Source organism: Nocardia sp. NPDC006630, assembly GCF_040611495.1.
GTDB lineage: Bacteria > Actinomycetota > Actinomycetes > Mycobacteriales > Mycobacteriaceae > Nocardia.
The window spans coordinates 681,794-700,485 of the sequence record NZ_JBEXOK010000001.1 but is presented as its reverse complement, the minus strand read 5'-3'; the positions used below and the strand labels follow the sequence as shown (position 1 = coordinate 700,485).

At 66.8% G+C, this 18,692-nt stretch carries 18 protein-coding genes and 1 tRNA gene; 11 read left to right on the top strand and 8 right to left on the bottom strand.

Annotation, left to right across the window (positions count from 1 at the left end):
* Positions 1–16: 16 nt before the first annotated feature.
* The 5 genes from ABZX86_RS03180 to ABZX86_RS03160 all read right to left on the bottom strand — a co-directional run bounded on the left by ABZX86_RS03180 (position 17) and on the right by ABZX86_RS03160 (position 6,126).
* Positions 17–1,423, bottom strand: a complete 1,407-nt coding sequence (locus tag ABZX86_RS03180) for an MATE family efflux transporter (protein ID WP_355119452.1) — start codon at positions 1,421–1,423, stop codon at positions 17–19.
* The gene (locus tag ABZX86_RS03175) at positions 1,420–2,559 is read right to left on the bottom strand and encodes a cysteine synthase family protein (protein ID WP_355119450.1); all 1,140 of its coding nucleotides are present in this window, start codon (positions 2,557–2,559) and stop codon (positions 1,420–1,422) included. Before ABZX86_RS03175 ends, ABZX86_RS03180 begins: the two co-directional genes overlap by 4 nt.
* Positions 2,560–2,684: 125 nt before the next feature.
* Positions 2,685–4,070: a Y4yA family PLP-dependent enzyme gene (locus tag ABZX86_RS03170; RefSeq protein WP_355119448.1), complete on the bottom strand. Its 1,386-nt coding sequence runs from the start codon at positions 4,068–4,070 to the stop codon at positions 2,685–2,687.
* Positions 4,061–5,050, bottom strand: a complete 990-nt coding sequence (locus tag ABZX86_RS03165; protein WP_355119446.1) for an ornithine cyclodeaminase family protein — start codon at positions 5,048–5,050, stop codon at positions 4,061–4,063. The genes ABZX86_RS03170 and ABZX86_RS03165 overlap by 10 nt, the downstream gene beginning before the upstream one ends.
* The gene (locus ABZX86_RS03160; protein WP_355119444.1) at positions 5,047–6,126 is read right to left on the bottom strand and encodes a TauD/TfdA family dioxygenase; all 1,080 of its coding nucleotides are present in this window, start codon (positions 6,124–6,126) and stop codon (positions 5,047–5,049) included. The genes ABZX86_RS03165 and ABZX86_RS03160 overlap by 4 nt, the downstream gene beginning before the upstream one ends.
* 284 nt (positions 6,127–6,410) lie before the next feature.
* Between ABZX86_RS03160 and ABZX86_RS03155 the strand changes: the two genes are divergently transcribed.
* From ABZX86_RS03155 to ABZX86_RS03130, 6 genes are all read left to right on the top strand, one after another.
* Positions 6,411–7,088, top strand: coding sequence for a lytic transglycosylase domain-containing protein (locus ABZX86_RS03155; RefSeq protein WP_355119842.1), 678 nt, complete (start codon positions 6,411–6,413; stop codon positions 7,086–7,088).
* Between the two features lie 174 nt (positions 7,089–7,262).
* Entirely contained in the window at positions 7,263–8,549 is a 1,287-nt protein-coding gene (gene eno, locus ABZX86_RS03150; protein ID WP_355119442.1) for a phosphopyruvate hydratase, read from the top strand.
* Positions 8,550–8,599: 50 nt separating this feature from the next.
* Positions 8,600–9,253 carry a septum formation initiator family protein gene (locus ABZX86_RS03145; RefSeq protein ID WP_355119440.1) on the top strand — a complete coding sequence of 218 codons (654 nt, stop codon included), beginning with the start codon at positions 8,600–8,602 and terminating at the stop codon, positions 9,251–9,253.
* The gene (locus tag ABZX86_RS03140; RefSeq protein WP_355119438.1) at positions 9,250–9,807 is read left to right on the top strand and encodes a DUF501 domain-containing protein; all 558 of its coding nucleotides are present in this window, start codon (positions 9,250–9,252) and stop codon (positions 9,805–9,807) included. The genes ABZX86_RS03145 and ABZX86_RS03140 overlap by 4 nt, the downstream gene beginning before the upstream one ends.
* Positions 9,807–10,766 (top strand): Ppx/GppA phosphatase family protein, encoded by a 960-nt coding sequence (locus ABZX86_RS03135; protein WP_355119436.1) that lies wholly within the window; start codon positions 9,807–9,809, stop codon positions 10,764–10,766. The genes ABZX86_RS03140 and ABZX86_RS03135 overlap by 1 nt, the downstream gene beginning before the upstream one ends.
* Positions 10,767–11,115: 349 nt before the next feature.
* The gene (locus ABZX86_RS03130; RefSeq protein ID WP_355119434.1) at positions 11,116–12,582 is read left to right on the top strand and encodes a peptide MFS transporter; all 1,467 of its coding nucleotides are present in this window, start codon (positions 11,116–11,118) and stop codon (positions 12,580–12,582) included.
* Here the strand turns inward: ABZX86_RS03130 and ABZX86_RS03125 are convergent.
* Positions 12,539–13,861, bottom strand: coding sequence for a solute carrier family 23 protein (locus tag ABZX86_RS03125; RefSeq protein ID WP_355119432.1), 1,323 nt, complete (start codon positions 13,859–13,861; stop codon positions 12,539–12,541). The genes ABZX86_RS03130 and ABZX86_RS03125 overlap by 44 nt on opposite strands.
* Complete coding sequence (locus ABZX86_RS03120; protein ID WP_355119430.1) at positions 13,858–14,967, bottom strand: aryl-sulfate sulfotransferase; 1,110 nt, start codon at positions 14,965–14,967, stop codon at positions 13,858–13,860. Before ABZX86_RS03120 ends, ABZX86_RS03125 begins: the two co-directional genes overlap by 4 nt.
* 159 nt (positions 14,968–15,126) lie before the next feature.
* Here ABZX86_RS03120 and ABZX86_RS03115 point away from each other — a divergent pair, with 159 nt between their 5' ends.
* The 4 genes from ABZX86_RS03115 (at position 15,127) to ABZX86_RS03100 (ending at position 17,297) form a co-directional block, all read left to right on the top strand.
* Positions 15,127–15,735, top strand: coding sequence for a helix-turn-helix domain-containing protein (locus ABZX86_RS03115; RefSeq protein WP_355119429.1), 609 nt, complete (start codon positions 15,127–15,129; stop codon positions 15,733–15,735).
* A gap of 54 nt (positions 15,736–15,789) precedes the next feature.
* Positions 15,790–15,866 (top strand) — tRNA-Leu (locus ABZX86_RS03110).
* Between the two features lie 212 nt (positions 15,867–16,078).
* Positions 16,079–16,651, top strand: coding sequence for a hypothetical protein (locus tag ABZX86_RS03105; protein ID WP_355119427.1), 573 nt, complete (start codon positions 16,079–16,081; stop codon positions 16,649–16,651).
* Positions 16,652–16,778: 127 nt separating this feature from the next.
* Positions 16,779–17,297, top strand: coding sequence for a hypothetical protein (locus ABZX86_RS03100; protein WP_355119425.1), 519 nt, complete (start codon positions 16,779–16,781; stop codon positions 17,295–17,297).
* Positions 17,298–17,554: 257 nt separating this feature from the next.
* Here the strand turns inward: ABZX86_RS03100 and ABZX86_RS03095 are convergent, their stop codons facing one another.
* Positions 17,555–17,965, bottom strand: a complete 411-nt coding sequence (locus ABZX86_RS03095) for a hypothetical protein (RefSeq protein WP_355119423.1) — start codon at positions 17,963–17,965, stop codon at positions 17,555–17,557.
* Between the two features lie 190 nt (positions 17,966–18,155).
* Here ABZX86_RS03095 and ABZX86_RS03090 point away from each other — a divergent pair, with 190 nt between their 5' ends.
* Positions 18,156–18,602, top strand: coding sequence for a MarR family winged helix-turn-helix transcriptional regulator (locus ABZX86_RS03090; protein WP_355119421.1), 447 nt, complete (start codon positions 18,156–18,158; stop codon positions 18,600–18,602).
* The last annotated feature ends 90 nt before the right edge of the window (positions 18,603–18,692 follow it).

The following is an 18,692-nucleotide window of genomic DNA, read 5'->3' as shown; positions in this document are numbered from 1 at the left end:
AGGTTTATGTGTCAACTCAGTGTCCGAGGCTACCCGCCAGCACTCGGGGATGCTCCTGCTCACGCGCGTGGAGCAGCGTGAAGTAGCGGCGCAGCATCAGGGCAGCTGTGGTGGCCAGACCGGCGGTCAGGCCCCACCACACGCCCGCCGCGCCCAGATGCAAGGGGAAGGCGAGCAGCAATGCCGTGGGCAATCCCACAATCCAATACCCCACCAGCGACAGCCGGAAACCTGCCCGGGTGTCTTTGAGGCCGCGCAGCAGGCCCACGCCGATGTTCTGGGCGGCGTCGAAGAACTGCAGCACGATGGCGATGAGCAGCAGCCCGTGCGCCAGCGAGACGGTCGCGGCATCGGTGTCGTCCAGGAACGGCCAGAGCACCCAGTCCGGCGCCGCCACATAGACGATGCCGGTGAGCGCCGCGACCACCGCGGCATAGCGCAGCGCCAGCCACGCCACCGAGCGCGCATGCCCGAATTCGTCGCGCGCCACCGCCATGCTCACCAGAATCGAAGCGCCGTGCGACAACCCGATCGCCACCTGGAACACGATGTAGACGATTTGGTAGACGACATTGTGCGCCGCCAGCGCTGCCGCGCCGAGACTGCCCATCACCAGCGCCAGCACCGAGAACATGCCGGCCTCGGAACCGTAGGTGAGCGCGATGGGTGTACCCAGCCGCAGTTCATCGCGCACGGTCGCCCACTGCACCGGCCACATCCGCACCGGCAGTGTGGCGCCGAGTTTCGGATCCCGGTGCACCATGGTCCAGAACACCCCGAAGGTGATCAGGAAGACCAGTGAGGTGGCGACGCCGACACCGGTCAGCCCGAGATCCGGCAGGAACGCCCAGCCGTGCATGAAGGCCAGCGCCAGCGCCACATTCAGCGCCACCGATCCGAGCGTCACCAGCAGCAGGGCCTGCGGCCGCTGCATGCCGACGGTGTATTGCCGCAGCACCTGAAACCACAGGCAGGGCAACAACCCCGGCGCCAGCGCGACCATCATGGGCCGCGCCTCGGCCAGCACCGAGGCGTCCTGACCGAGCCAGCGCAAGGCCCAGCCGAGTCCGATCAGCAGTGCGCCGCCGAGGATTCCGGCAATGGTCGCGATCAGGAAGCTGGACCGCACCACCTCCCGGACCTCGTCCGCGGCCGCGGCCCGGCCGCCGGTGCGCTTGCCGGCGTGACTGACCACGGTGGCGACCTGATTGCCGGTGCCGGTGATCAATCCGACGCACATGGTGCGAATCTGGTTGAACAGCACCAGCGCCAGGCCGCCCGCCGCCACCTGCCGCACGCCGAGCGTGCCCATCAGCGCGATATTCGTGGTCGAGACCGCGACCTGGGCGAGCTGCGTCAAGGCGATGGGAATGGCCAGCGAGGTCAGCTGCCGCCCATCGGATTGCCGAGGGCCGTAAATCATTTGGCCGTGGCCCCGCTCGCGAACGCCTCGGCGGGCTCCGGCACCAGAATCGTGTGCGTACCGTCAGCAGGCGGCGTGGCAGCCCGGCGGCCGCGCGCCGGCGCGTAGCGATCCAGCATCTCCGCGACCTTGGTCTCGGTGGCCGGATCGAGCAGATTCCGCTCGCTCATCCAGAAGTCGTCGAAGACGGTGTCGAGATACTTCTCCCCGCCGTCGCCCACAATGGTGACCACCGTGGACCCGGCCGGGAATTCGTCCATCCGCTCCAGCGCGGCGTAGATGGAACCACCCGCGGAACCGCCGATCATGAGTCCGAGCTTGGTGGCCAGCACCCGGGTGGCGGCGAACGCCTCCACATCGGAGACCTTCACCCCGTCCTCGAGCATGCTCAGATCCTCGGCGACGGTCTTGCCCGGATCGGCGCCCTCCGGCGTCCCGGTCCCCGACTGCCAGTACGGCCCACCCGGCCCGCCGAAGGCGATCGAACCCACCGGCTCGACCCCGTACAGCAGCGGCTCGCGGCCCAGTTCGCGCAGCCGCCGCGCCGTCCCGAACAGCGAACCACCGGTCCCCACAGCGGAAATCAGCGCATCCACGCGCCCGAGATCGGCAAGCAATTCCTCGGCGAGCACGTAGTACCCGAGCGGATTGGCATCGTTGTTGTGCTGCTCGGTGAAGTACGTGTTGGGCTCGCGGCCCTCCCGCAATGCCGCCGCGCATTCGTCCAGCGCCATGTGCTCGGCGAGGTCTTCCCGCGCCGAGGTGGAGAGGCCGTCGGCATCGCCTCCGGAGACGAAAATCAGTTCCGTGCCCATGGCTTTCATTGTGCGTAGTTTGTCGCGGCAGGCGTGATGGTCCACCACCGCGGTAAAGCGGTACCCGCGTTCGGCGGCGATAACCGCCAGCCCCAGACCCGTATTCCCGGAAGTGGATTCGATGATGTGCCCACCGGGGCGCAGCAATCCGCGCGCTTCCGCATCGTCGATCATGGCCTTGGCCATTCGGATTTTCGCGGCACCGGTGGGGTTCATGTTCTCGAGCTTCAGGAACAGCCGGGTGCCGGTGTCCGTGGCCGCCAGCTCGAACAGTGGGGTGTGGCCGATAAGGTCTGTCACGCGCGTCGTGACAACCGGCATGAAAGTATCTCCTCGCGATCGGTGTTATGCGGATACGTGCTGTTCAACGCAGTCGATCGAAGCTCAGCGCAACAATAGTCCACCCGATTTCGGGCGATTGAGCGATGTCCGGAAAGCGCAGCTTTTCAGTTGGGGGAGTCGAGCTCCCATTCGAAATGCCGCTCCCCGGTGACGTTATGCAATACGACTTTAGGGGGAATCGGCTGATCGTGAAAGGCCGATTCATTGCTGTCCATCTGATAACCGGCCGTATTGGGGTAAATGAGTAGATCGTCCGTTACTGCGGGCCGGGGGAGCGGAATGCGCCGCCAACTGAGCATGTCCTCCTCCAGGCAGGAGGAGCCGCCGACACAGGTCGGGCTCACACTGCCCGGGCGCTGTGGCCACAGCACCGGATCCGGCAGGTATTCGCTGTCGAACCACTGCTCGGAGAGGCTGAGACTGGTGCCGTTCACGGTCAGGATGCGGTACGGGTGACCGTGTGCGGTACGGGTTTTCGCGCCCTGCACCTGGAAGACGGTGCTGCCGGCGCGATCCAGCAGAGCCCGGCCGGGCTCGATGGCGATCCGAATCCCGGCCGCGCGCAGCCGATCTCCCAGATCCTCGTACTCGAGAATGGCCGCCAGCATGGCCGGGCCCGGCACCGGGCAGTGATACGGGTAGTACGAATCCGGTTGCGGCGCACGGTCACTGTGAAACCAGCGCGGATTCACTCCCTCGCGGAAGGCGGCCCACGCGGCGGCGGGCACATAGTCCACTCCGAAACCGCCGCCGATGGACAGCGTGGTGACGGGGTGGCCCAGGCCGCGGGCCTCCCGGCAGCGGGCGATCAGCGTCGAGGCGAGTGCGGCGCGATCGGCGACCGCATAGCCCCGGAGATGAAAACTGAAGCCCTCCAGTCGAATCGAATCGGCATCGATCAGGGTCAGCGCCAGATCGAGTTCATCGCCGGTCATGCCGAAGCGACTTGCCGACCCGGGCGGCAGCACCCGCAATAGCGCGCGAGCGCCCGCCTGGGCGCCGCCGAGGGCGCCATGAGCACTCCCGAGGGCGCTCAGCCGGGCGAGTTCGTCGAGATCGTCGATGGCGACCAGGGCGCGGTGCCGTGCGGCCAGTAAAAGCAATTCCTGCGATTTCGCCGGGCCCGTGACCATGAGGTCGCGACCGAGTACGCCCCCGGCCAGCGCCGCCCGGAATTCCCCCGCACTGGAGACATCCACGCCCGCACCGTTTTCCGCGCAGGCGCGCACCACGGCGGGCGACTTATTGGCCTTCTTGCCGTAGTAGATGGCGCCCACCACGCCTTTACCGGCGAATACCTGTTGAAAGGCTTTGATATTCATGGCAACTCGGGCCGGATACATGAGGTGGAACGGTCCGCCGACACTTTCGGCGATATCGCGCAGCAGTGTCGGGTGTGCCAGCAAACGCTCTTCCCACTCGTCGCGATGGGCGGGCATGGGCGCCGCCGTTATGGTGGAGATGCCGGGCTGCAGGCCGGTCAGTCCCACAGCGGCACCTCCGTTCCGCGGCCTTCGGCAATGGCGCGGGTGGCCAGGGCGTGCGCGACCGCGATATCGGTGAGCACCAGACCGCTGTTGTAGACGAAGATGCGTTCGTCGTCGGTGCGGCGGCCGACGGCGCGGCGATCGAGGATCTGCGGTAGCTCGGCGTCGACCTGTCGCAGCCGCCCGTCCGGGCCCGCCATATCGGTGCCCGTCAGCGTCATTTGCTCAGCGCTGGTGGCGATTACGCGATCCGCCTCGGTGAGCGTGGAGGGCGCCAGGCCGTAACCGACCAGCACCACGGTCGCGCCGGGTGCGAGATCCTTGGCCTCGATGCTGACCCGCGTGCCGGGCCCGGCGGTCGCCAGCACGACATCGGCGGTGCGGGCGGCGGCGTGCGGGTCACTGACCAGTTCCAGCTCGGCCTGTGGATGATGCTGTCGCAGTTGCTGATACACCGATTCCAGCCCCTCGGGATGGGTGCCGTACAGCATCAGCCGATTCAGCTGCGGATTGGCGGCCAGCAGATGCGGCAGCGCATTGCGCCCCTGGGTGCCGGTGCCGATGAGCAGCACACTGCGCGCCCCGGGCCGGGCCGTCTCGCGCACCAGCAGCGCCGATACCGCCGGCGTGCGCAGCGCTCCGACGCGCGCGCAATCCATCATGGCCAGCGGCATACCGGTGGCGTCGTCGTAGAGCGTGATGGTGGTGTAGTACCGCTTGGTGCTGCGGTCGTGGTGCGGATCGAACTTGTACGAGGTCTTCATGGCGACCACCCGGCGGCGGCCGTCCCGGCCGAGCATGGCGTAGGCCACGGACCAGCCGTCCGGATGCGCGACGCTGAGCTTGCGCGGATTATCCGAATCTCCCGCCGCGAAGGCGAGATACGCGTCCTCGACGGCGCGCACCACCTCGGCGGGACTGATCGGCACATCCGCGAGATCGCTGCGGCTGAGTACGCGCAGCGGGGTCGGTCGGGTATTCACCTGCGGTTACCTCGGATCGTCCGGAATGGCGCCACCACCCGCTGGCCGTAGCCGCTCTCGGCGGCCTCGGCCGCAGCGCGACGACGCTGCGGCAGCCGGATGTTCACGCGCTTGAGCCAGCGGTCGGTGCCGTTGTAGCGGGGGGTGAACGGCACCCGGCCGTGCACCACCACGTCATTGTCCACCAGCAGCAGTTCTCCGGGGGCCAAAGCGGCGGTGATGCACACCCTTTCGAGTTCCACCGCCAAATGGTCGTAGGCGGAACGGAATTCGGGATCGGCCTCGTCGAGCGGCGTGTACGCGGGATCGAAGCGCAGGGTCAGCCGTCCGTCCTCGTCGCCGAGGGTGGCGATCGGGGGCGCGGGCTCGTCCGGGAAATCGGCGCCGTAGGAGACGTCCGGCAGGATCGGCAGCTCGCGCCGGCTGAGCCGTTCCCGCTGTGCCGCATCCAGTTCCACCTGCCGCACCGAGGACACGGTGGTGCCGACCTCATCCGGATTGCGCAGGCAGCCGAGCATCAGCAGATTGGCGCGCCGCGGATGGAAGGCGTCCTCGGAGTGCGGGCTCAGCAGTGCGGTACTGCTCGCCCCGGACTGCTCGTGCTCGTGTCCGGGGGAGGGCACGATGTTGTTGACCAGCCGTCCGCCCTGCTGCCCCTGCCAGCCGAAGGGCTCACCCGCGCAGCGCGCCAGCAGCAGCATGGTGATGTCGAGGGCATAGGAGGAGGACCGCCGCCCGGGGTCCCCGGCCCAGGCCGCGGCCTGCCGCCAATCCAGGGGCGTATGCCCGAGTTCGTCGTCGCGCAGCGGTAGCCGGCCGACAACCGTGACGCCCGCATCGGTGGCGGGCGCGCGCATGGCCCGGTGCACGGCCTCGGGGAGTTCGAGATAGCGGGCGTCGATGTGGTGCAGCAGGTCCGGGTCGGTGAGCGTGGTCGCTATCGCCGGGCTGGGACCCAGTGTGACGGCGATCTCATCAGCCAGCGCGCGGACCGCGTGTCCGGCGGAGTCCGGGAGTTCGCGTCGTTCGAGTTTCGAAGGGTGAAACGTCTTACGTTCAGAGAGAACGCTTTTCACCAAGGGGATGCCTTCCTGGCTTCAGGGGTGACATGCGGGTTTCAGCTTCCCGAGGGAAGGTATCCGGCCACGAGAAATTTGGCAAGGCTTACCTAATGGGTGTGTTCGACGATAGCTGATAAGCATCAAAGACTAGCCGGGAGGGTAACCGACCCATATCGATCCGGGCGACTCGAACAAGCGTCCGTTCACGTTCGTGGAAGGAAATCCGAACTACCTGGATGATGTATGGAGTGCGTTCCAAACAGGCCGGTGTCGGCGCCACTCTGAACCGCGCCGGCCTGATGGTCACGGCGGCCGCTCTCGTGCTGCTGGCGGGTTGCGGCACAGTCAATCTCACGCCTGTCCCGGACAGCATGCCGCCCGGTGCGGGCGCGCCGCTGCCGCTCATCGATCTGGATGCGCCGGGGCGCAGCGCGATTCAGCTGCACTCCTGGGCGCAGGAGCAGTCCGGCTCGCTCGGCATCGGCGTGGTCGCGTTGGAGGCCTACGGATATGCCGCCGCGCTCATGGCGCGCTCACGCCCGGAATGCGGCATCGGGTGGACCACCGTCGCCGCCATCGCCAGTGTCGAGAGTCAGCACGGCACGCACAGCGGGGCGCACGTCGCCGACGACGGCAAGGTGACGCCGCCGATCCGGGGCCGGGCCCTGGACGGTTCGCCCGGCGTCGCCAAGATCGTGGACGCCGACGGCAATCCCGTCCGGGCCATGGGCCCGTTCCAATTCATCCCCGAGACCTGGCAGCGCTGGGGCATGGACGCGAACGGTGACGGCATTGCCGATCCGGACAATATCGACGATGCGGCGCTCACCGCCGCGCGCTACCTCTGCGCCAGCGGCGGTGACCTCACCGGCGCCCCCGGCTGGCAGCAGGCGCTGCTCACCTACAACCAGTCCACGACTTACATGAGCACGGTCCGCTACCGCGCCGCCGCGTACAGCGTCGGCCGCCGGGCCTGACCTCGAATTCGGGTCGCTCACACCGCGACACGCGGTCACCGGGAGTGCGAGGCCGCGTGTGGGGGTGCGAGGCTGACGGGGGGATGTGTCCCATCAGCATCTACACGTTAGGCTCGGGATCGCACGGGACTGCCGTGCGACCTGCCGGGTAAGCAGCCAAAGGAGTGTCGTTTCGTGGCCATCATCGAACAGGTCGGAGCTCGCGAGATCCTGGATTCGCGTGGCAACCCCACTGTCGAGGTCGAGATCGCTCTCGACGACGGCACCCTCACTCGCGCGGCCGTGCCGTCCGGTGCGTCCACCGGTGAGCACGAGGCCGTGGAGCTCCGTGACGGTGGTGACCGTTACAACGGCAAGGGTGTGCAGAAGGCCGTCGAGGCCGTGCTGGACGAGATCGCGCCGGCCGTGATCGGCCTGGACGCCGTCGAGCAGCGCACCGTCGACCAGACCCTGCTGGATCTGGACGGCACCCCGGACAAGTCGCGCCTGGGCGCGAATGCCCTGCTGGGTGTTTCGCTCGCCGTGGCGCGCGCCGCCGCCGAATCCTCGGGCCTGGAGCTGTTCCGCTACATCGGCGGACCGAACGCCCATGTGCTGCCCGTTCCCATGATGAACATCCTCAATGGTGGTGCGCACGCCGATACCGGCGTCGACGTCCAGGAGTTCATGATCGCCCCGATCGGCGCGCCCACCTTCAAGGAGGCGCTGCGCTGGGGCACCGAGGTCTACCACTCGCTCAAGTCGGTGCTCAAGGCGCAGGGCCTGTCCACCGGTCTGGGCGATGAGGGCGGCTTCGCGCCGGACGTCGCGGGCACCCGCGCCGCGCTGGATCTGATCGCCATCGCCATCGACAAGGCCGGCTACAAGCTGGGCACCGATATCGCGCTCGCGCTCGATGTGGCCGCCACCGAGTTCTACACCGCCGGTGAGGGTTACAAGTTCGAGGGCGCGGTCCGCACCGCCGCCGAGATGAACGAGTTCTACGCCGAGCTCATCACCCAGTTCCCGATCGTCTCCATCGAGGATCCGCTGTCGGAGGACGACTGGGACGGCTGGGTCGCGCTGACCGACTCCATCGGCGACAAGGTGCAGCTGGTCGGCGACGATCTGTTCGTCACCAACCCGGAGCGCCTGGAAGAGGGCATCGCCAAGGGCGCCGCCAACGCGCTGCTGGTGAAGGTCAACCAGATCGGCACGCTGACCGAGACGCTGGACGCGGTCGATCTCGCGCACCGCAACGGCTACAAGACGATGATGAGCCACCGGTCCGGCGAGACCGAGGACACCACCATCGCCGATCTGGCGGTCGCCGTCGGCTCCGGTCAGATCAAGACCGGCGCCCCGGCGCGCTCGGAGCGGGTTGCCAAGTACAACCAGCTGCTGCGCATCGAAGACGCGCTCGGTGACTCGGCGCGCTACGCCGGAGATGTCGCCTTCCCGCGTTTCGCGTTCGAAGGCTGAATAATCGATCCCCGAAGGTTGGGACAATCGGCTGAGTTTCGGGGTGTGAAATGACGGAGCGACGGGCGCGCGGTACCAGTCCGGCAGGACGCGGTGACCGCCGCCCGTCGCGCACCGCCAAGCCTCGAACCAGTACCAAGCGGGCCGAGTCCGCCGCGTCCGCCACCGGTGCCGCCGCTCCCAAGCGGCGTTCGGCCGCGAAGGCGGCCACTTCGAAGCGCACCGCGCGGGCGAAAACGGAACGGCACGAACGCCAGATCCTCGGCATGTCCACCGGTCGCGCCGTACTGCTGGCCGCGGTGCTGTGCGGGCTCGCACTCACCCTGGCGGTGCCGCTGCGCACGTATTTCACCCAGCGCGCCGATGCCGCCGAACTCGCCTCGCAGCGTGAGCAATTGCAGGACGATGTGGCGCGCCTGCGCGATCGCCGTGCGCAGCAACAGGATCCGGCCTACATCAAGTCCGAGGCGCGCGACCGGCTGCGGCTGGTCATGCCCGGCGAGACCCCCTATATCGTGCAGATCCCCGGCATAGACCAGCCGGCCATTCCGACCCAGCCCGCGAAGGCGCGGGAACCAGATCCCTGGTACACGGAGCTGTGGCGCAGTATTTCCGCGCCGCAACCCGCCGCCGCCCCACCCGCGGATCCGGCGCCACCACCGCCGAATCCGCCTGCCCCAGTCGAGGAAGGACAACCCAGGTGACCACATCCGAGAACCCCGGTCAGCCCAGCGAGCGGGATCTCGAGATCGTCGCCAAGCAACTGGGCCGGGAGCCGCGCGGCGTACTCGCCATTGCGTACCACACCCCGGACGGGCTGCCCGCGGTCGTGAAGACCGCGCCGAAACTGCCCGACGGCACGCCCTTTCCGACCCTGTACTACCTGACCGACCCGCGGCTCACCGCCGAGGCCAGCCGGTTGGAGACCACGGGTCTCATGCGCGATATGACCGAACGGCTCACCCGCGACACCGAATTGGCGGCCGGATACCGCGCCGCGTACGAGAGCTACCTGGCCGAGCGCAATGCCATCGAGGATCTCGGCACGGATTTCGCCGGTGGCGGTATGCCGGATCGGGTCAAATGCCTGCATGTCCTCATCGCCCATGCGCTGGCCAAGGGGCCGGGGGTGAATCCGCTCGGTGACGAGGCGGTGGCCGCCGCCGCCGAACACGGGTTGCGCGGCAAGGCGATTCCGGCAGACTGGCCGAAGTACCCGGCCGGTGCGGACCACGAGGCGAACTCAGAAGGTGCGTAATGAGTGAACGGATCGCCGCCGTCGATTGCGGCACCAACTCCATTCGACTACTGATCGCCGATGCCACCCGGGACGAGACGCGCGGCGCGCATCTCACCGATGTGCATCGGGAAATGCGGATCGTCCGGCTCGGCCAGGGCGTGGACGCCACCGGTGCGCTGAATCTCGAAGCCATCGAGCGCACCCGGGTCGCACTGCACGACTATGTGGATCTCATGATCGAGCACGGTGTCACGCGGGTGCGGATGACCGCCACCTCCGCGACCCGGGATGCGAGCAATCGCGAGGATTTCTTCACCATGACGGGCGTCGAACTCGGCCGGGTCGTGGAGGGTGCGCAGGCCGAGGTCATTACCGGCGATGAGGAAGCGCGGCTGTCCTTCGCCGGTGCGGTCGGCGAATTGTCCAGTGAAGACGGCCCTTTCGTGGTTGTGGATCTGGGCGGCGGTTCCACCGAGGTGGTGCTGGGCGACAGTGACGGCGTGCAGTCCGCGTATTCGGCCGATATCGGCTGTGTGCGGATCACCGAACGCTGCCTGCTCGGCAATCCGCCTACACGCGAAGAGGTCGCGTCGGCGCGCTTCTTCGCCTCCGAGCGTTTGGCGCAGGCCTTCGGCGTGGTGCCGGTGGAGCGGGCGCGCACCTGGGTGGGCGTGGCCGGCACCATGACCACGCTGGCCGCGGTCGCACTCGACCTGCCCGAATATGATTCGGAGAAGGTGCATCTCACCCGCCTGCCGCTGAGCGAGGTGCGCCGGGTCAGCGATCTGCTGATCGGCATGAGCCACGAGGAGCGGGCCGCACTGGGTCCCATGCATCCCGGCCGGGTCGATGTGATCGGCGGCGGTGCGGTGATCGCCGAGGTACTTGCCGATGAGCTGGCGCGGCGAGCCGGAGTCTCCGAGCTGATCATCAGCGAGCACGACATCCTGGACGGCATCGCCCTCTCCATCGTCTGACCCGCATCCAACCTCGGTCGCGGTGCTCGGGCGGTCCGGCCGACGGAAGCTGGCGTATGCGGCCGCGCGATCTCGGCGGGTACCGAGTGGCTGGTCGTATCACCGCGGCCCGCTTTCGGATTCGGGCTGACGGCATTTCCGTGCGGGCTTCCGATTCGAAGCTGGTAAACCGGGCATATCCCGTTCGAGAGCGACTCGCCGCTGGTCAGGGTCCTTGGCGGGGCCATTGCCTGGCAAACTGAAGACCCTTGCCAAGGGTGCTTTGACCTGTGCATTTGCTCTGGAGTTTGTGACGCGGGTCAACAGTTGAGGTTGCTGTCAGATTGCCCAATATGGGAGGGTCTGGTTCATGTCAGAGGTAGCTCACCACGCGAAACCGGTCTCCGAACGGACCCTGTTCGGTCATCCCATCGGTCTGGCGAATCTGTTCGGCGTCGAGCTGTGGGAACGGTTCTCGTTCTACGGCATGGTCACCATCCTGGGCTACTACCTCTACTACACGACCGCCGACGGCGGTCTGGGCCTGGAGAAGAGCACGGCCACCGGCATTGTCGGCGCCTACGGTGGTCTCGTCTATCTCTCCACGGTGCTCGGCGGCTGGATCGCCGACCGGGTGCTGGGCTCCGAGCGCACCGTGTTCTACGGCGGCGTGGTCGTCATGGCGGGTCATATCGCGCTGGCGGTCCTGCCCGGGCTGACCGGTGTCGGCGTCGGCCTGGTGCTGGTGGCGCTGGGTTCCGGTGCGCTGAAGGCCAATGCCTCGTCGCTGCTGGGCACCCTGTACGACAAGGGCGACGCACGCGCGGACGGCGGCTTCACACTGTTCTATCTGGGCATCAACCTCGGCGCGTTCGCGGGCCCGCTGCTCACGGGTCTACTGCAGGATCATGTCGGCTTCCACTACGGCTTCGGCGCGGCGGCCATCGGTATGGCGCTGGGCCTGACCCAGTACGTGGTGTTCCGCCGCAATCTCGGCGACCACGGCCGCGATGTGCCGAACCCGCTGCCCCGCACCGCGATTCCGAAGTCCATCGCCGCTGTCGTGCTGTTCGGGGTGCTGGTCGCCGTGGCCGCGCTGACCGGCCTGCTGACACTCTCGAATCTGCCGAACGCGACCACCGGTGTGATCGTGGTGGCGTCGATCGCGTACTTCACCATCATGCTGACCAGCCCGAAAGTCGAACCCACCGAGCGTGTCCGGGTGCGCGCCTTCATCCCGCTGTTCATTGCGAACGCGGTGTTCTGGTCGCTGTTCCAGCAGATCTTCACCGTGCTGGCGGTGTACTCCGATGAGCGGATCGACTGGAACGTCTTCGGCTGGACCGCACCGTCCAATTGGATCGGCTCCATGGAACCGGTGTGGATCATCGCGCTCTCGCCGCTGTTCGCGATCATGTGGACCCGGCTGGGCAATCGCGCGCCGAGCACCCCGCACAAGTTCGCGTTCGGCGTGCTCGGAATGGGCGCGGCCTTCATGCTTTTCGCGATCTTCTCCGGCACCGACGGCAAGTCCGTGCCGATTCTGTTCGTGTTCGCGGTGCTCGGCGGCTTCGCCATCTCGGAACTGCTGCTCTCGCCGATCGGCCTCGCGGTGACAACCAAGCTGGCGCCCAATGCTTTCCGCGCCCAGATGATGGCCCTCTACTTCTTCTCGGTCGGCATCGGCACCTCGATGTCGGGTGTGCTCTCCAAGTTCTACGATCCCTCCCGGGAACTGGCGTACTTCGGTATCACCGGGCTGGTGGCCGTCCTGGTCGGCTTCGGCGTGCTGGCTATCGCTCCGTGGGTGACCCGTCATATGGAGGGCGTGCACTGATCCGGGCGAACAGCAGGTGCACGAGCACGCCGACCAGCGCGGACATGGTCACGCCGCTGCCGAGCAACAGTCGTAGATCGGCCGGAAAGCTCTGGTAGAGACCGGGTGTGAGGATCGGCAGCAGCCCTGCCGTCAGCGCCGCCGTCGCGGTGATCAGTACCCCGTCATTGCGCATATCGACGCGTTCGAACATGCCGATGCCGGAGGCGACGATCATGGCGAAGGCGATTGCGGCGGTACCGCCGATCACGGGGCCGGGCAGTGAGTTCACCAGCCGGCCGATCGGCGCGAAGAAGGCCGCGATCGCCAGCAGCACGCCGGTCAGCGCCGTGACGTATCGGCTGCGCACCCCGGTGAGCTGGATGAGACCGATATTCTCGCCGCTGGTCACCATGGTCGCGCCGCCGAGTGCGCCGGACAGCAGCGAGGTCACGGCATCGCCGCGAATGGTGCGTCCCACCGTGGCGGCGGTGTCGATCTTCGTGCCGACCACCTCGGCATTGAGGGTGGTCTGCCCGGCGGCCTCCGCCATCGAACCGATGCCGAAGACCAGCAGCGGCACCGCCGCGAGCAGGTCGAAAGTCGGTGTGCCGAAAGGGAACAGCTGCGGAGTCTGGATCAGGCCGGAACCCGATTGCAGGTGGAACTGCCCGATGGCCGCGGCCACCGCGGTGCCGAGCAGCAGGCCCAGCAGCACCGACAGTCTGCGCCAGCCTGTTGGCAGGAAGCGATGCGCGAGCACCGTGGCCGCAATGGTGATCACGGCCAGCAGCACCGCGGAGATCGCCGGATGACCGTCCGGCGCGGTGATCAGATTTCCGGCCACCTTCACCAGATTCACGCCGATGACCACCACCATGCTCGCGATCACCACGGCGGGCAGCCGGGTGACGAGCCGGCGGGCCACCGGAACCAGCAGTACGCCCGCGATCGCGGTGAGAATGACCGCGCCGCTCGCGGTGGCCGGATTCGACTGCTGCGCAATCTGAATGAACAGTACGACCGCCGCGCCACCGGGCAGCATGACGAACGGCAGGCCCGCGCCGAGACCGAAGCGGCCGCCGGACTGCAGGATCGTCCCGATGCCGCTGCACAGCAGGGTCGCGCTGAGCAGGGCGCGGGCGGTGCCGTCGTCCAGATGCAGGCTGTGGCTGATCAACAGCACCGAGGTGATGGGCGTCGCGATCATCACCACCAGATGCTGGACAGCGGCGACGAGGGCGCGCGCCGGGCGCGGGACCTCGTCCACCGGATGAACTTCGGTGTCGACGCGTGTCATCGTGTTGCCAGCCAGGGGATGTCCTGCGCCTGGTAGCGGTAGGCGCGGAAGATGGCGTTGGAGATGCCCGGAAAGACCTGCGTGGTATCGGGATCCGGGTATTCGGTGAACGACGGCACCACGTACTCCCAGCAGATCTGCTGTGCCGCAGTAACTTCGAAGATCCTGCCGAATGCGGCCTCGGTGATGAGGGTATTGCCGTTGGGCAGTCGCTGCGCGCCGCCCATGAATGGCGTGAAGAACGCCTCGCGCGGGGAATCCTGGTATTTCCAGCCGATTTCGCCTGTGGCAGGGTCGATTTCGATAACGCGGCTGAAGGTCACCGATTCGCCGGTGCGGAAGGTGCCGTTGTCGAAGATCAGAATTCTGCCGTTGTCCAGGGGAGTGGCGTGATGCTGCTGCGCCAGGGTGTTGCGATCGGCGAGGATGGTGTACTTCCCGGTGCGGCGGTCGATGGTGATGACAGCGGACACACTGCGCAGACTCGCCACCACCGTGTGCTCGTCGAGCGGGTGCACGCTGTTGATGAGCGGCCAGTGTTCGCGCCAATAGTGCGGTTGCAGACCGAAATCCGCGGGATCGAGGTGTTCGAACGTCTGCCACTCCCACAGCGGCGTCCCGTCCGCCGCGACCTCCCGGATGACGTCGGTCCACACGATGCCGTCGGCCTCGGTGCCCGGCACCCCGCCCTGGATCCGCGCCGCCGCCGCGCCGGTCTGCGGCTCGACCGCGGTGTAGAGGATGCGGCCGTCGTCGTAGTGGTGTGCGTCGTGGTGCTGGAGGTTGTCACGGAACTCCGTGAGCAGCACGCCATTCGGGTCGTATTTGCCCATCGATCCGCCGCTGTACTTGCGCCACATGGCGAAAAGCGGCGGAATCTCCAGCGTCGCACCGCTGTACGCGAGCACACCGCCCGGGAGTATGCGGGCGTGCCGCCCCGGCCGATACGGCAACTCCCACCGGTGCGCGAGTGCACCCTCGAGATCGACCAGGTCGACCACGCCGCGCCCCGCCAACGGCGCGTACAGCGTGTATCCGGGTGCGGCGAGCTCCGGGTCGGCCCCGATCAGGCCGGTGCCGCGCCGTTTGAGCGTGTTCTGTTCCATCGATCCTCCTGAATATTCAGCAATACTGAATATTCAGTACAGTGGATGGTGCCGGAACACTTCGAATCAGCATGATCACAACGGTGCCGCGAACCGCCGCGGCGTCGACAATGGTGCCGCGGCGGCGACAATGGTCCAGGCGAACGAGAGGCGGGTTGGGTGCAGGCGGAAGGTGAGGACGCGGAAACGCCGCGCCGGCAACAGCTCGGCCATGTGATCCACAATCGGCGGCTGACAGTGAAGTTGACCCTGGCCCAGCTGTCCGAGCACACCGGCCTGTCGCAATCGTTCCTGAGCCAACTGGAAAATGGCCGCACCAACGCGAGTCTCCGCTCCCTGCAACGCATCTCGGACGCCCTCGCCACTACCGCCACCGAGCTGCTGGCCGCCGCCGACCCCACCCCCGACGAAGTCCTCGTCCGAGCCGCGGACAACACCCGCCTCGACCAGTCCGACCGCGCCCCCGACGGCACCGTCCGCTCCCTCACCCGCGGCCCCCGCAACCTCCGCGCCCTCGAATTCACCGGCGGCACCCAGCACGGCGCCCGCGAATTCACCCACCCCAACGACGAACTCATCTACGTAGTCACCGGCACCATCACCCTGGAAGCCCAATCCACCCCCACCACCCTCACCACCGGCGACTCCTACTACTGCCCCGCCAACACCCGTCACCGCTGGTGGGCCCATACCCCCGACACCATCACCCTCCTCCTCACCGTCGCCGAAGACGCCACCATCCGCCGCTCCCCCCACAAACCCCGCTAACCCACCCCATCCTGATTCCCCTCCGACCGTACTGCTCGGTACTCTGACCCAGACGCCCCCGTAGCCCAATTGGCAGAGGCAGCGGACTTAAAATCCGCCAAGTGTCGGTTCGAGTCCGACCGGGGGCACCAGGGAGACGCTGGTAGGTCAGGTCATGACGGATTCGGCCGTATCCAGCAGGGATCGTGTGGAACCGTTGAAGACACGTAATGTATTGCGCCAGAATCTCTCCCAGCGTCGTTTGGGCGGGCGCGGGGCTGGTTTCGGTTCGAACGGCTCGCATTGTTCATCGGTGACAAGATGAACCACCCCGGCATGTCCGGGAATTCGAGAGAGAGCCGACGTGACGAGCGAGGAATTCCAGCCCTATCCGGGGTCGTACTCATACGAACCGTTCGGAGCGGCAGGGTATCCGGGTGGGCCGACGCCGGGCAAACCGCCGCCGCGGTCGGTCACCTATGCCTTCTACCTGATGCTGACCGGTGCCACGCTCACCCTCGTGGGTCTGTTGTACGACGTCGCCCACTTGACCGGTGTGCGCGAGAGGGCGACGCGCACCGCCCACGGCAAGCTGACCGACAGTCAGAACGATGCGATCATCGCAGTCGCCTTCGCAATCTCGTTGATTTTCGTCGCGCTCTGGATCTGGATGGCGTTCTCGAATCGTGCTGGAAAGAACTGGGCGCGCATCACCGGGACGGTGCTCTTCGGCTTGTCCACATTGAGCATTCTGTACTCGACGATCAGGGGGAACGAGACCGGGATCGCGGCCGTGATCACCTTCCTGACTTGGCTTGTCGGCCTCGCCACCGTCATCCTCCTGTGGATCAAAGAATCCAGCGCGCACTTCCGCCCCGCACCGGTGTACATGCCGTACCCGCCCGTCCCACACCCCACGGCTCCTCACGGCTTCTGACGTTGTGGTGGCTCGTTTTGCATGCTCAACCACTGCGGCATGAATCCGAAAAGGTTGTCGGTCAGTTGCGATACGCTGCGCCAGTCCCCTTGACACACGGGGGCTTTCGATAACCGGGGAGTTAAGCATGAAAATGTCGGTCCTTGCTCGTTCGACCGTCGGTATCGCCGCAGCTTCGGCGATGGGGGTGGCCACCATCGTCTCGGCCACGACCGCCTCAGCGCAGTTGGCAATTACGCCGTCGTCGGCCTACTGCGCGGACACCACCTACACGGTTACGTTTCCTGCGGCAGATGCCGCCGCGATGGCGGCCGCGGCCGGACAGAATGATTTGGTCATGGGAGCCACAGGCCCGGGACCCATCTACTGGTGGTCCCCGACGGTGACATATGTTCCCGGCCAAGACGTTACGTTCCAGTGGACGCCGTCGAAATCCGTCTATGCGGGGCAGTCTGCGGTGGGGGCATGGAGTCTGCATGTCGAGGAAGCCCACGTTGTCACGACTCCTTCGGCACCGTTGGCCGTCAATGTTGTCCAGACAGCTCCCGCTGGGTCGAGCTGCACTCCCGCCGCCGGCGGAACGGGTAGCGCGAGCTCCATTCCGGTGATCGGCGGTCTCCTCAGCAGCCTTTCGGCTCAGAAGTAGCGTCGCGCTGTTGAAAGCCCTGGCATGCCAGGGCTTTGGCATTCAATGCTCTGCCTGGAGTTCCGTCCTCGACAAGTGGGCAAACCGCGAGAGGGCTCTGGTGGTGGTGACACGCCGAGAAGGCCCACCGTCAGAGCCCTCTCGGTGATCGTGAACGGCGATGGTCGGCGTTTGAGGGTCCGGAACTGGAGATGCCGTGCTGACCGAATTGGTCAGCACGGTATCTCCAAGGGTTAACGGGCCGAAGCGATTTCAATTCATGCGGTGTGTAGGGCGGCGGTGACCTTGCGGGTCATTTCGGTGACGACTGGGCCGGGGTGGCCGTTGCGGCCTGTTGCCGCGGCGGCCTCGAGGGCGACGAGGACCGTTGTGCGGAAGTTGGCGGCCTCGGTGGGGTCTTGCTGGTCGAGGAGGGCGGCCGCGGTGGTCAGGGCGGGGAGGACCTGGTCGGCGAGGTCGGCGATGGTTTTGCCGCTGAGGTGGATGTCCTTGGACTTGGCGTTGAGTACGTGTCCGATCTGGCCGGTGGCCGAGGTCAGGGCAAGGGAGCCTGCGATGGCGGCCTTGTGGGGCTTGTCGGAGGCGGCGCTGATGAGGGAGACGGCGCCGTAGGCGGCGGAGCGGACGGTGGACTTGTGCTGGTCGGTGAGGGCGAGGGTGGCGGACATGGTGTGCTCCTTCGAAAGCTGTTGTGGCAGTTGCCCGGAGCCGGTGTTGGTCCGGGACTGTTTTGTTCGATGGGAGTACTTTGTCCGGTGCGGCTGACAGCGCGCTGATGGCGGGCTGACACGGTCACTGATACAGCCCCGGCCCGGGTGCCTCGCGATGGTGAATGGGTCGGTACTGGAAAATGGGGTGGTGACCACCGAGAGCGATCGCCCCGTGCCGCCGCCTGTCAGCGCGTCCATCATCGTGCTGACCTTGGCGCATCGGGTGGAGGCGGAGCTCGGCGCAGCGCTGGCGCCGCTGGATCTCACCGTCGCCCGGCTGGCGCTGCTCGGTCATATTGCGAGCGTGCCGGGCGCCTCGTTCAGTGATCTGGCACGGATGGGTGCGATCAGTGTGCAGAGCGTGCATACCGCGGTGAAGGCGATGGTTGCCGGCGGCCTGGTGCGAGACCGCACGGCGCGTGCGGGCTCGGCGTCGACGATCGAACTCACTGCCAAGGGCAGGCGGCTATTACGGTCTGCGGAACAAGTAGTCGCAGCGGTGGACGAGCAGCTGTTCGGGTCGGAGGCGGATCCGTTCCGGCGAGAGGTCGGCACCGCCATCGCCGCCGCATTCGCGCGTAGAAACGCGTCCTGATTCCCGGTTTTCGCGCATTCCGTGAGCTTTCGCACAACCTTCAACCAGACTGAAGCTCATCGCTATGCTTCAGGTCGACTGAAGGATGGA